The 13129-nt window shown below is 43.0% G+C and carries 14 protein-coding genes; 10 read left to right on the top strand and 4 right to left on the bottom strand.

What is annotated here, in order from left to right:
* Positions 1 to 35: 35 nt before the first annotated feature.
* Together ACSFC1_RS02870 and acpP are read left to right on the top strand one after the other, a co-directional pair.
* Positions 36 to 827 (top strand): DUF72 domain-containing protein, encoded by a 792-nt coding sequence (locus tag ACSFC1_RS02870; protein ID WP_435564622.1) that lies wholly within the window; start codon positions 36 to 38, stop codon positions 825 to 827.
* 172 nt (positions 828 to 999) lie between these two features.
* Positions 1000 to 1239: an acyl carrier protein gene (gene acpP, locus ACSFC1_RS02865; protein ID WP_435564621.1), complete on the top strand. Its 240-nt coding sequence runs from the start codon at positions 1000 to 1002 to the stop codon at positions 1237 to 1239.
* Between the two features lie 5 nt (positions 1240 to 1244).
* On the opposite strand, the gene ACSFC1_RS02860 is transcribed toward acpP, so the two are convergent.
* Genes ACSFC1_RS02860 through ACSFC1_RS02845 form a run of 4 tightly spaced genes read right to left on the bottom strand, consistent with a single transcriptional unit; the run spans position 1245 to position 5953 of the window.
* Complete coding sequence (locus ACSFC1_RS02860; RefSeq protein ID WP_435564620.1) at positions 1245 to 2249, bottom strand: YncE family protein; 1005 nt, start codon at positions 2247 to 2249, stop codon at positions 1245 to 1247.
* Positions 2246 to 3157, bottom strand: a complete 912-nt coding sequence (gene mraY / locus ACSFC1_RS02855) for a phospho-N-acetylmuramoyl-pentapeptide-transferase (protein ID WP_435564619.1) — start codon at positions 3155 to 3157, stop codon at positions 2246 to 2248. The genes ACSFC1_RS02860 and mraY overlap by 4 nt, the downstream gene beginning before the upstream one ends.
* Positions 3154 to 4416 (bottom strand): UDP-N-acetylmuramoyl-tripeptide--D-alanyl-D-alanine ligase, encoded by a 1263-nt coding sequence (locus ACSFC1_RS02850; protein WP_435564618.1) that lies wholly within the window; start codon positions 4414 to 4416, stop codon positions 3154 to 3156. The genes mraY and ACSFC1_RS02850 overlap by 4 nt, the downstream gene beginning before the upstream one ends.
* On the bottom strand, positions 4409 to 5953 hold the full coding sequence (locus tag ACSFC1_RS02845; protein WP_435564617.1) for a UDP-N-acetylmuramoyl-L-alanyl-D-glutamate--2,6-diaminopimelate ligase: 1545 nt from the start codon (positions 5951 to 5953) through the stop codon (positions 4409 to 4411). Before ACSFC1_RS02845 ends, ACSFC1_RS02850 begins: the two co-directional genes overlap by 8 nt.
* Before the next feature lie 49 nt (positions 5954 to 6002).
* Here ACSFC1_RS02845 and hrcA point away from each other — a divergent pair, with 49 nt between their 5' ends.
* The 8 genes from hrcA to porA all read left to right on the top strand — a co-directional run bounded on the left by hrcA (position 6003) and on the right by porA (position 13121).
* Positions 6003 to 7028 (top strand): heat-inducible transcriptional repressor HrcA, encoded by a 1026-nt coding sequence (gene hrcA, locus ACSFC1_RS02840; protein ID WP_435564616.1) that lies wholly within the window; start codon positions 6003 to 6005, stop codon positions 7026 to 7028.
* Positions 7025 to 7540 (top strand): nucleotide exchange factor GrpE, encoded by a 516-nt coding sequence (locus ACSFC1_RS02835; RefSeq protein WP_435564615.1) that lies wholly within the window; start codon positions 7025 to 7027, stop codon positions 7538 to 7540. Before hrcA ends, ACSFC1_RS02835 begins: the two co-directional genes overlap by 4 nt.
* Complete coding sequence (gene dnaJ, locus ACSFC1_RS02830) at positions 7524 to 8630, top strand: molecular chaperone DnaJ (protein WP_435564614.1); 1107 nt, start codon at positions 7524 to 7526, stop codon at positions 8628 to 8630. The genes ACSFC1_RS02835 and dnaJ overlap by 17 nt, the downstream gene beginning before the upstream one ends.
* 149 nt (positions 8631 to 8779) lie before the next feature.
* The gene (locus ACSFC1_RS02825) at positions 8780 to 9454 is read left to right on the top strand and encodes a DUF4912 domain-containing protein (RefSeq protein ID WP_435564613.1); all 675 of its coding nucleotides are present in this window, start codon (positions 8780 to 8782) and stop codon (positions 9452 to 9454) included.
* Positions 9451 to 11043 (top strand): glycoside hydrolase family 57 protein, encoded by a 1593-nt coding sequence (locus ACSFC1_RS02820; RefSeq protein WP_435564612.1) that lies wholly within the window; start codon positions 9451 to 9453, stop codon positions 11041 to 11043. Before ACSFC1_RS02825 ends, ACSFC1_RS02820 begins: the two co-directional genes overlap by 4 nt.
* Positions 11044 to 11075: 32 nt before the next feature.
* Positions 11076 to 11648 carry a 2-oxoacid:acceptor oxidoreductase family protein gene (locus ACSFC1_RS02815; RefSeq protein WP_435564611.1) on the top strand — a complete coding sequence of 191 codons (573 nt, stop codon included), beginning with the start codon at positions 11076 to 11078 and terminating at the stop codon, positions 11646 to 11648.
* Positions 11641 to 11943 carry a pyruvate synthase subunit PorD gene (gene porD / locus ACSFC1_RS02810; protein ID WP_435564610.1) on the top strand — a complete coding sequence of 101 codons (303 nt, stop codon included), beginning with the start codon at positions 11641 to 11643 and terminating at the stop codon, positions 11941 to 11943. The genes ACSFC1_RS02815 and porD overlap by 8 nt, the downstream gene beginning before the upstream one ends.
* A 2-nt stretch (positions 11944 to 11945) precedes the next feature.
* Complete coding sequence (gene porA, locus ACSFC1_RS02805; protein ID WP_435564609.1) at positions 11946 to 13121, top strand: pyruvate synthase subunit PorA; 1176 nt, start codon at positions 11946 to 11948, stop codon at positions 13119 to 13121.
* The last annotated feature ends 8 nt before the right edge of the window (positions 13122 to 13129 follow it).

The following is a 13129-nucleotide window of genomic DNA, read 5'->3' as shown; positions in this document are numbered from 1 at the left end:
ACCAAAAAGATGATAACATATTCAGGGGATTGCGTTTGTTGTACATAGGCACCAGTGGATATTACTTTTCAGATTGGATCGGTACAGTCTATCCAGATGATCTTCCGAAAAGTCAAATGTTGAAATACTACGCGAGCGTGCTGAACCTAAACGCAGTAGAACTGAACTTCACCTATTACACACTACCCACTTACAAAACAATTGTCTCAATGCTCAGAAAAACGCCTGCGACATTCTTTTTCACCGTCAAACTCCCGAGTTCTGCCACTCACGAAGGTTGGAAAACCATGTCTTTACCAGAGGAAGACATCGATAAAACCATGATGGCTCTACAACCAATGATAGACGAAGGCAGATTAAAGATGTTACTTGCCCAATTCCCATACTCTTTTAGATATTGTGAAGAAAACATAGAGTATCTCAAGAAATTGAGCAAGAAAATAGACCAGCCAATTGCCGTTGAATTGAGACATTCCTCGTGGGATAACGAAAACACCTATCGATTTTTCAAATCACACCAGATCTGCTTGGTAACTGTCGACGAGCCGCAGATTAAAGATCTTTTTCCGTACAGACCTGTTGCAACATCGAAAAGTTCTTACTTCAGATTCCACGGTAGAAATAACAAATGGTTTGTCAGCGCTACCGAAAGATACAATTACGAGTACTCAGAACAGCAACTGAAAGACTTTGCAAAAGACGTAATGAATTTGATAGAAGAATCAGAGGATGTATTCGTCTTTTTCAACAATTGCTACCGTGGCAAAGCCATGAAAAATGCCTTGATGATGCGATCGATCATTGAAAGCTCGCTTTTGAGAAGTTGATTCGACCATAAATCACACCGACGAATTTAAGGAAATTCCCATCAGATCAATTTTTCTCGCTTGTTCATTTCCGCAGAGTCTATAAACACAAAGGAAGAAAATCATCAATTTGACGCAACTAAGTTCGACCTGTATAATTCATTTCGAGCATTACTACATAGGAGGTATGAATATGGACAGAAAGGCAGTGCTTGAAAAAGTGACGAAAATCATCGCTGAAAAACTTGGAATCAGCGAATCACAAGTGAAGGAAGCAAGCAAGCTGACAGATGATTTGAATGCTGATTCTCTCGATCTTGTGGATCTGGTCATGGCTGTGGAGGATGAATTTGGTGTAAAGATCGTTGATTCAGACCTTGAGAAGATCTCCACAGTGAAAGACGTCGTGGACTACATTGTGTCTAAGTCTTAAAGACTTCAGGGGCTCGTTCCCCTGAGGTCTATCCAATACAGTTCACCAGAATCACTGCACAGCACCGCTATCTGATACTCTGAGGTTTGAACCATTTCAACGGCGTATGAACCAACTTCAACTGTCTGCACTGAATCACTAACTTGATCGACGATATAAACCTCTCCAGGTGAATGGTTCAGAAAAACAAGTTTTTTGTCCACGCAGAGAACTCTGTGAGTTACGTTTGGCAGTTGCACCTTCTTGACCACACTGCCATCGTAAGAAACAAAGGTTGCAACAGAATCGAGCAAGCTGGTCACGACTATGTATTTCTCTGTGAGGACCATGTCCCTTGCAAAATCCGAAAGATTCACACGCCAAATCTCGCGATCGTCTTTCAAACAAACCATTATGCCGTCTGTATAACCAAGCAAATACCCACGCCCATCCTTTTCAACATACTTAACAGGATTCTTCAGATTATTGATTCTAACAGTCTTACTGCTTTGGCCAGTTCGCTCATAGGTCTTGTCGGTATCGAAATAATAAAGATAGAGAAGCTGATCGCCAAAAACTTCAAAGTACAGAGAAGCAGATTTGAAAGAGAACTTTGCTTCCACTTCTTGCGAAAGACTATCGATTCTGTAAACAGAACTGTCACCAGAACATGAAACATATACCTTTGTGCCGACGATCTTAATTGTCGTTGGGTAAGGACCTACGGTTATCCTTTTGAGTAATCTTCCAAAGATCGTATAAACCATCACAGAGGCTTTGTAATAATCAGATACAAAAACCACACCGGCTTTGTGTACAGCACTTACTGGGTAAGACAGTCCTATACTTATCTCGCTGACGATCTTGCCGCTTTCGGTGAGAACGAGTACTGAAGCCGGCTGTAACCTGACAAGACAGATCATTCCATCGTTGAATGAGATTCTGGAATACCCAGAACCAAGATAAGTAGTTGTCACACCGTAAGCAAAGATGGTACTAGAGATTAGGAGAATAGATAAAACTACTCTCACATCGACTTGACTCCCAAGAGAGTTATCAGCGCAATTGTCAAATTAGTCAGTGAGAACATTTGCACTATCCTTTCTTCTTTCCAGCCGAGCAATTCAAAGTGGTGATGAATGGGCGACATTTTGAAAATTCTCTTTCTGAACAACTTGAAAGAGCTTACTTGCAAGATCACACTCACGGTCTCTGCGACGAAGATCGAAGAAAACAGCAAGACTATGAGTTCAGTTGAGGTTCGGATCGCAACAGTGCCGAGTAAAGCACCGAGTGCGAGTGCACCGGTGTCTCCCATGAAAACCTTAGCAGGTTTTATGTTGAAGAACAGAAAGGTCATAACAGAGATCAAGGCAAATAACAGTGAGTCAGCTTGGCTCTTCAACAAAAACCAATAAGGCAGAGCTGTCGCCACAAAAACACTGCCGGCAAGACCATCAAGGCCATCTGTTAGATTCACCGCGTTACTCAAGCCTGTTATCAACAAGATTGCGAAGATTGGATAAAGATAGCCAAGATCTACTGAAGTGTTTGTAAAGGGAATTGAGAGTTTTGTCTTTGTTGGGTCGATCCAAAGAAATATGAAGACAGAGAATAGGATTTGAAGAGTAAATTTCTGCCAAGCACGCAGTCCGAGGGACTTTTTTCTTCTAACGCTCAGAAAATCATCAAGAAAGCCTATAAAACCAAAGGAGATCAAGGCAAATGCGTCTATGACTTCTTTGACTAAAAGAGAAAAAATGGCAGCGGCGAGCAAGAAGAGAATTCCGCCCATCGTGGGAGTTCCTGCTTTGTAGCCGTGAAGGTCTGGCCCTTCCTCACGAATGAACTGGCCGATCTTTGCAAAACGCAAGAACTTGATAAAAAACGGGTAGAGAATTACACAGCACAAGAAATCGGCGACTGCAAGTAAGATCATAGATCATCCTCCAAGAAGACTTTGAGTACTCTTTCCATTTCCACAGAACGTGAAGCTTTGAACAAAACAGCATCTTCTGGCTCAAGAATCTTTCTGAGAAAATCACGGATCTTTATAGGATCGTCAGACCTGAACAGTTCCTTTGAGCATTCCATTGGATCGATTTCGTGATCGATGTTGTAGACTATCACACCGTCTAATTCTTCTAAGACCTTTCCAAGTTGCTTATGTGTTTCCACAGAATACTGTCCTTGCTCCTTTATGGAGCCAACCACTGCGAAAGATCTCTTGCCCAATCTTTTCAGGGTTTCGATGGCAACTTTGAAAGACTCAAGGCTTGCGTTGTAACAATCATCGATTGTGTATCTTTCTTTGTGCTTGAAAACTCTGAATCTGCCAGCGACAGATGGGAAAGTCTCCAAAAGTTCTCTGTTCAAAGTCATATCTAAGAGATCAATAGTAGCGATAGCCGCGGCAAGATTTGTGAGTTGTCCTACATTCCAAATGGACTGAAAGTTGAAAGAGAGTACACCCTTCGGAGTTTTGTACTCAGCCTTAGTTGTGAGCTCCTCGTAATTGTAATCGAGTAACTGGTAATCACCTTGTCTGTTTCCAAAGGTGATCAACGATCTGTTCGAAATCCTTTGAAGAAGTCTTTGATCGTGGTGTACAACTGCCGTCCCATTTTCATCCATGAATTGAATGATCTGAAGCTTCCCTTCAATGATTGCTTCGTCTGAACCGGCTACACCTCTGTGGGCTGAACCAACGTTGAGCAAGATCGACAGCTTTGGCTTTGCAACCTCGCAAAGTCGTGCGATATCACCAACTTTGTTCATCGCCATTTCAAAGACGACAAAGTTCTCGCCTTTGTACTCGTTCAGAATGGAAATGGGAAGTCCGATCTCGGTGTTCAGATTACCTTGATTACGGAAGGCTCTGCCCTCTCCTATGAGTGTGTAGATCACCTCTTTGGTAGTTGTTTTGCCGTTGGAGCCGGTGATACCTATCACGAAAGGTTTATATCTTTGGAGTTTTTCTTTGGCTTTTGAAAGAAGAAATTCAACGGTGTCTCCCACCTTGAGCACTTTGTCTTTTGGCAGATCTACGTCTTCTTGTACAACCACATAGAGAGCTCCCTTATTCAGCGCCTCTTGTACATACAGATGCCCATCAGTCCTTGTACCCTTTAATGCAACAAAAACAGATCCTGGCACAACCTTTCGAGAGTCTGTGACAAAAAGAAGGTTCTCACACATGCCTCTTTTCCTTTTCGTATTCTCTTATAACTATTTTCCTTATCTCGTCAGCATCTTTGAAAGGAATCTTCTTCTCGTCGCTGAATATCTGATACTCCTCGTGACCTCTACCGGCAACTATGACCATATCACCGCGATTGGCAATTGTCAGGGCAGTTTCGATCGCCTCACGCCTGTCTGGTATAACAAGGTAAGGTGAACCAACTGGAACACCTTTTTCTACCTCGATCAGAATTTCTTCAGGATCATCTCCTCTTGGATCGTCGGTAGTTATTATGCTGACATCTGAATACCTGCACACAACTTGAGCCATCATAGGCCTCTTACCCTTATCTGCCTGACCACCTGCTCCAAAGACTGTGATGACTCTACCTGTCGTCAGTTTTTTTGCCGTTATGAGAGTCTTTTCAAGGGCATCAGGACTGTGTGCAAAATCAACAACTATGTCTATTCCCAACAGAGAACCTTCTCTGATGAATTGAAACCTTCCGTCTACTCCTTCGAAGTTTTTCACTGCTTCTATCACAGGCTTGATGTCATAACCGAGTTCCACAAGTGATGCAATGACAAGAGTTGCGTTGTAAGCATTGTGCAGACCCGGGATATTTATCTGACATTCAAAGGAACCATGACGTGATTGGAGTGTGAACTTGGTGCCATACCTTTGTATATCGACGTTGGTGATTCTGTAATCGCTTTTTGGTGATATTCCGTAGATTACCCTCTTGACTTTCTTGTTCAACAGATGTTCGAATTCATCGCTCATCACTGCGATGCCGTTGTCCTTCAACAGATCGAAGATATGGAGTTTTGTCTTTACATACTCTTCAAAGGTTGGGTGGAAATCAAGATGATCACGGGTGATGTTTGTCAGTGCTGCCACGTCAAACCTAATCGATTCAACTCTCTTGAGGGCAAGAGAGTGGGAAGAGACTTCCATTGCAAAATGTGTGCCGCCATTATCAACGGTCTTTCTCATGGCTCTGAGAATCTCAATAGCGTTGGGAGTTGTGTTGTCATGATGAAACCTTTTTTCACCGAGTATATCGTAGAAAACAGTGCCTAACATGCTTCCTTTAGCGTCAAGAGAGTTCATAACATGGTGGAAGAGATGTACTGATGTTGTCTTTCCATTTGTTCCAGTCACACCAAAGGTGATCAGATCGTTGAAGGGATAACCATAAAAGTGAGCAGCCAAAAAAGCTTCGGCAAGTCTCGTATCACTCACAACGACATGCGGGAAGTTCAACTGAATTGGACGATCAACAACTAAAAACGCAGCACCTTTCTTGACTATCTCTGGTACGATCTCGTGCGAGTCAAATTTGCTTCCTTTGTGGCAGATAAAAAGAGCACCTTTGTTGAGTTCTGTGGATTTGTTTGTCAAACCAGTTATCTCCAAATGATTTTGTCCGTCCAAAAAAGAACTGACAGATATGTCATTGACCACTTTGAGTAATTCCTGAACGAGCATCGTACCAATCACCTCTTTTTCATCGTTATTGTAACACCCTCCTTTTATCTTGACAAGTTTCATGGGGCATGATATGCTAAAATTAGCACTCGGATATGGTGAGTGATAATAAATGAAGCGAGAGGCGAGGATAAACGAAAGACAAAAAAAGATTCTCTATTGTGTTGTGAGAGAATACATAATGACCAAGAAGCCCATAAGTTCCGAAAGAGTACTTGAGGCTTCTGATATATCTTGCAGCAGCGCGACTGTCAGAAACGACTTGAGAAAACTTGAATACCTTGGCTACCTCAACCAGCCTCATACATCGGCTGGGCGCGTACCAACTGACAAAGGTTACAGATTCTACGTGAATGAGACTTTGAATTTGATAAAAGAATATACCCAGCATTCGGCTTCAATCCACTCGAAGTACCCAATGACCTTTGGAGACATGGAGAAGATTCTGACAGGTGCAGCGATAGCTCTTTCACGCATCACAAAAGGGGCTGTCATTTTGGAAAAACCCGCGATCGACAAACTCAAAATACTCAAGATATCGATCGCCCAGATCACCAAAACATATAACGTTGTTTCGGTGATAACAGAGCTCGGTTTGGTCAAATTCATACCGTTTAGAACCTTTGGTGAAATAGATTACCTTTCTTTAGAGAAGATGATGAACGAACTCTTGGCAGGCTACACCATCGAAACGATTGGCGATAGGAGTATCGAAACAGAGGCAGATCAATACTTGCTGGATCTTTCAGAATATCTTGCGAGTGCTTTGAAGGAAGATTCATCGAGCAATCTGGTAAAAGTAGGACTTGACACGTTGATCAACGCAGAGAACTTCAACATAGAAGAGATAAGAAAACTGTCAAACTTCTTTTCAGATGATTCCATGCTCAGAAAGGTTTTTACGAAGACTGAGGAAATACCAGCTATTCTGATAGGAAATGAACACGGTGTAGAAGGTTTAGAAAACCTCGCAATCTTCGTCGACGGTTACAGGAAAGAAGAAAAACTCATGGGAAAAGTCATGGTCATAACATCAAAGGTGATCAAATACGAAGATATAGTTAGTTCTTTGAAGTACATGGTGAGTCGACTCACTGAATATTTCACCGTAGCGACCAGAGAGGAGGGAAGAAAGTGAACGAAAACGAAAAGCAGGTTACTCAAGAAAACCAACAAACAGTGGAGAAATTACAACAGGAAAAAGAAGAACTCCTTCGCTTTACCAAAGAACTCAAAGCTCAATTTGAGAATTACAAAAAGGATGTTCTCAGAGAGAGGGAACAAATCCTGAAAAACGCAAATGAATACCTTCTCACAAAACTTATACCCGTCTTAGATGACATGGACAGAGCCTTCAAAGATGTCGAACAATCACATTCTTATAAGACTTTCTACAAAGGTGTAGAGTTAATATATAAGAAATTGTGGAAGATACTGAACGATGAAGGTTTCTTCAAAATAGAAGTGAAAGACAAATTTGATCCATTCGAGCACGAAGCAGTTGAAAGAGTGGAAACCACTGAGCACGAAGAGTATTCCATTCTGAAGGTCATCGAGAACGGTTATAAGTTCCACAACAAGATAGTTAAACCGGTAAAAGTGCAGGTGGCGATCAAGCCAAGAGGTGAACAGAGTGCCAAGACAGAGTAAGGATTACTATGCGATCCTTGGGGTCTCGAGAGATGCTTCACAAGAAGATATCAAGAAGGCTTATAAGAAGCTCATAAAACAGTGGCATCCTGATCTGCACCCGGAGAACAAGAAAGAAGCTGAAGAAAAGTTCAAGGAGATCCAAGAGGCTTACGAGGTGCTCAGCGATCCTCAGAAAAAAGCCGTTTATGATCGCTTTGGCTATGTAGGAGAAACGGAATTCTCACAGCAGGGTGCAGGAAATCCTTTCGAAGACGTCTTCAAAGATTTCGAGAGTTTTTTTGGCAGAGACGTCTACGATATCTTTTTCGGCGAACGGGGTACCGAAGAAAGGCAACAGAGTCGTCGCAGAGCCGGTGAAGACATATCGATCACCGTTGAGGTGAGCTTTGCGGAATCTCTCGTTGGAAAACAGATTCCCATAGAGTACGAAAGGTATGAAAAATGTGAACATTGTAACGGCAGCGGAGTTGAACCGGGAAGTGGTTATCAAACCTGCCCAAGATGCCATGGAACTGGTGTGATAAGAGAAGAACGCCGCAGCATCTTTGGGGTCTTCGTTAGTACAAGAACATGCAATAACTGTGGTGGTAGTGGAAAGGTTGTCAAAGAGAAATGCCATTCCTGTGGTGGTGCAGGAAGAATCAAGAAGAAAGTCAGGATGACTGTAAATATTCCTGCCGGTGTTTCTGAGGGAACAAAACTCAGAATAGAGGGTGCGGGTAATGCGGGTTACAACCAAGGACCATACGGAGACCTATACGTTATAGTACACGTCAAACCAGACAAAAAGTTCAGGAGACAAGATGACGATATTTATGCGGAAATATCTATAGACTATATCCAGGCTATCTTGGGGACTACCGTGAAATTAGACCTACCAACGGGTAGCACAACGATGCTCAGAATTCCACCTGGGACTCAACCAGGTAGTGTATTCCGCCTCAAAGGTGAAGGAGCACCATCGCTTAGAACGCAGAGGCGTGGCGATCTCTATGTCACAGTGAATGTGAAGATACCAGAGAATGTCTCTTCTGAAGAAACAAGGCTTTTGAAGGAGTTGGCAAGGATCAGGGGTACTGATTTGTAGGAAAAGATCCTGAAATTTAGCCAACATTTAAGAATAGTTACCAAGGGACCCGAAAAAGGTCCCTTTTTTTCTTATTCTCATCTATTTACAACATTTTCAGAACATGGTAGAATACAGTGTGAATATTTTGCAAAGGGGAGGCGCAGAAGATGAAGCGCCAGGAATTGTTGAACTTTCTCGAAAGCCAACCCACCATTCAAGAAGTCAAAGCTCTCGCCAAGAAACTCGGTTTGAAGATCAAGAAAAGAATGAAGAAAAACGAAGTCTACAGAATGCTCAAAGATTACGCTCTACAGTTACAAGAACCCGTTCAGAATGTTCAAAGCCCGGCTGCAGAAAAAATTGAGGATCTTCCGAGTTCGTATGGATCAGATCGTTTGATGCTTCTTGCAGTCAATCCACATTTGGTTCATCTGAGCTGGGATTTATCCAATGAAACGAGAAGAAAACTCTCTGAAACTGGTAATGTTGTGGTGAGATTGTACGACGTGACCTACATCGTCTTTAATGGCACAAATGCCCACAGAATCTTTGAAGCAGGCGTTGATCTTGGCAACTGCCGAAACTACTACTTTCATGTTCCATGTGCAAACGCCGATTACATAGCCGAGATAGGTTACAAGACAGATGAGACTTTCATACCAGTTTTGAGGTCAAACCTGTGTAGAACACCTTCTGATTCTCCTGCTACAACGAGCAGGCAGAGATGGATAATCAAAGGCAAGAAGCAGGTCGTGACCTTGGGTGAAACGTTGATACAACAGATCGAACGCATCAACATCTTCAGCCCCACACAAGCTGCTTCGGGTGGTGAGCGACGATGATGGGATATTTCTGTTTGGTCCTTCATTCACATCTTCCTTATGTTCATCATCCAGAACATGATACCTTTCTCGAGGAAAGATGGTACTTTGAAGCGATAATCGAAAGCTACATTCCATTGTTGATGGTTTTCGACAGATTGGCAAAAGATTCGGTGCCTTTCAAAGTCACTATCTCTATAACTCCACCACTGCTCGAGATGATGAAAACCAACGGGCTTACGGAGAAATTCATCGCGCACATGAAAAAATTACTCGAACTGTGTGATAAAGAAATATCTCATACAAAGAGCGAACAAGAACGGCAGTTGGCGATCTTCTACAAGAACAGGTTTTCAGAGGTTCTTGAGTACTACATGAATGTCGACTGTGACCTTGTGAATGGATTCAAGAAGCATGCTCAAGAAGGGCATTTAGAACTCATCACGTGTAATGCAACTCATGCATTTCTGCCATTGATGCAGCATCAACCGAATGCAGTCAAGGCGCAGATTGCAATAGGGGTAAGGGCATTTCAAGAAAGACTTGGTTTCGCACCAAGGGGTATTTGGCTTGCTGAATGTGGATACTATCCAGGTGTTGAAAATCTGCTTAACAAGCATGGTTTGCAGTTCTTTTTTGTTGACTCTCATGCCCTTTGGTATGGAGATGAGAAGCCAAAATACGGTGTGTACAGACCTGTGATGACACCATCAGGAGTCTTTGCCTTCGCAAGAGATCCAGAGTCGAGTGAGCAGGTCTGGAGTGCTTCAACTGGCTATCCAGGGGATTACAGATACAGAGAATTTTACAGAGACGTAGCCTTTGACAGAGATTTTGAGTATGTAAGAGAGTACATGGACCCAAGCGGCGTGAGAGTCAACACAGGTATAAAGTACCACAAAATAACCTCAAAGGAGACCCCGCTGGGTGAAAAACAACTCTACAATCGTGAAGATGCTCTGAACGCAGCAAAAGAACACGCAAGAGATTTTCTCAGAAGGAAGGTTCTTCAAATACAGAAACTGTATGAACTCTTTGAACAACCACCGGTAATCGTGGCTCCGTTTGACACCGAGTTGTTCGGTCATTGGTGGTTTGAAGGTCCTGAGTTCATAGAGTATTTCTTCAGAGAAGCTGCAAAAACGAAAGGCTTGAAAGTTGCAACGGCGTTAGAGACTTTGGAAAAATTCGATGCATTTCAGGTGCTTACACCCACTTGTTCATCATGGGGTGCTGGAGGATACAACGAAACATGGCTAAATGGGAAGACCGACTGGATATACCCTCACATGAACGAATTGCACGATCGCATGACAAAGCTTGCCAAACAGTTCAAGGATGAAACAGATTCTCTGAAGATAAGAACACTGAATCAGATACTACGGGAGTTATTGCTTTTGCAATCAAGCGACTGGGCTTTCATACTAACGACGGGAACGAGTGTTGAGTACGCTGTTAACAGAATCAAAACGCATGTGAAAAGGTTTTTAGATCTCGAAAATCAGTTTTTGAGCAATAATATAGATGAGGGATATCTGAGCAGAATCGAGCAAATGGATGCTATTTTCCCTTGGATCGATTACAGGATCTATTCGGACGAAGAATTATAGTGTTTTCTCAAAATTTTGAGAGGAGGGATACAGTGCCCGTCAAATACTATGAAATCAGGTGGCACTCCAGAGCAGGCCAAGGCGCAAAGAGCGCTTCACAGTTGCTTGCAGAAGCAATCTTAGACATGGGTAAATATGCCCAAGCCTTCCCAGAGTACGGTGCTGAGAGATCTGGTGCTCCAATGAGAGCCTTTAACAGAATCAGTGATGAAAAGATCACGATTCATTCTTCGGTTGAAAAACCGAATGTTGTAGTGGTAATTGATGATACTCTTCTTTCACCTTCTATCGTCGATGGACTTCAAGATGATGGGATACTGATTGTCAACACAACACATCCTGTTGACTACGTTAGAAAGAAAACAGGATTCAAGGGTAAGATCTGTACCATAAAAGCTACCGATATAGCACTTGAAGAGATCAAGAGAGGAATACCTAATACTGTCATACTTGGAACGATTGCGAAAGTTACAGGTTTGATCACACTCGAGGCAGCTGAGCAGAAAATTCGTGGAATGTTTGAAAAGAAGCTGTCAGCTGAAATGCTTCAAGCCAACGTCAAAGCATTGAAGCGTGGTTATGAGGAGGTGAGCTGCAGTGGCTGAACTCAAGAAATGGCACGAGATTCCAATTGGTGGAGTCATAACTGAACCAGGTACTGCACGAAAGTACAGAACCGGTGATTGGCGCGTCAAAAGACCAATTTACGATAGATCCAAATGCATAGACTGTATGATGTGTTGGTTCTACTGCCCAGATCAAGCGATTATTCAAGAGAACTCGATAATGAAAGGTATTGATTATTTCTATTGTAAAGGTTGCGGCATCTGTGCGAATGTCTGTCCAAAGAAAGCCATAGAAATGAGACCTGAGACCGAATTCGCACACAAGGAGGAATGAGCATGATCAAGACGCATAAAGAAGCGATTACTGGAGCACAAGCGGCTGCCTATGCAATGAAGCAGATCGAGCCAGATGTTGTAGCAGCTTATCCTATCACGCCGCAGACACCGATCGTTGAGTATTTTGCAAAATACGTTGCCGACGGTGTAGTCAGAACAGAGATGATTCCTGTTGAGAGTGAACACAGTGCGATGAGCGCGGTCGTTGGTGCTGCAGCAGCAGGGGCAAGAGCGATGACTGCAACGAGTGCAAATGGTCTTGCTCTGATGCACGAAATTGTTTACATAGCGGCGTCACTCAGATTGCCTGTGGTAATGCCCGTTGTCAACAGGGCTCTCAGTGGACCAATAAACATTCACTGTGATCACAGCGATACTATGGCAGAGAGAGACTCTGGGTGGATACAGTTGTTTTGTGAAGACTCTCAAGAGGTTTATGATTTAACGATTATGGCTGTCAGACTCGCCGAGCACGAGCAGGTCAGACTTCCTGTGATGGTTAACCAAGATGGTTTCATAATCTCCCACGGTGTGGAACCTGTTGAGCTCTTGCCAGACGACGCTGTGAAAGAGTTCGTGGGCCAACTTAAACCACTGTATCCATTGCTTGACACCGATCATCCTGTTACGTATGGCCCCCTTGATCTGTATGATTACTACTTTGAACACAAAAGGCAGCAGATCGAAGCCATGAAAAACGTAATGAAGGTTTTCCCAGCAATTGCCGAAGAATTTTACAAGATAAGTGGTAGAAAGTACGACTTTGTCGAACCGTATAAAATGGATGACGCACAATATGTGATGGTTGCACTCGGTTCAACGAACGGAACCATAAAATATGTGGTCGACCAACTCAGAGAAGAGGGTAAGAAGGTTGGCTTGCTCAAGATATGGATGTTCAGACCTTTCCCGAAAACAGAAATTCAGCGTTATTTGACTGGCAGAAAAGCAGTCGTTGTCTTAGACAGGTCGGCTTCCTTTGGTGCCGAAGCTCCTCTTTATGAGACGATCAAGTCAGCCTTGTATGAAGCCGCATCAAGACCTCTTCTTGGATCCTTTGTCTACGGACTTGGAGGTAGAGACATCAATCCAGAACTGGTGAGATTTGCATTTGAAAAGGCAATGAAGCACGAACTTGTTGCAGACCAGGAATTGTATCTTGGCCTGAGAGAATGAGGAGGTGC

The organism is Pseudothermotoga sp. U03pept (assembly GCF_051235805.1).
GTDB lineage: Bacteria > Thermotogota > Thermotogae > Thermotogales > DSM-5069 > Pseudothermotoga_B.
The sequence above is the reverse complement of the archived record's forward strand: the minus strand, read 5'-3'. Positions and strand labels throughout refer to the sequence as shown.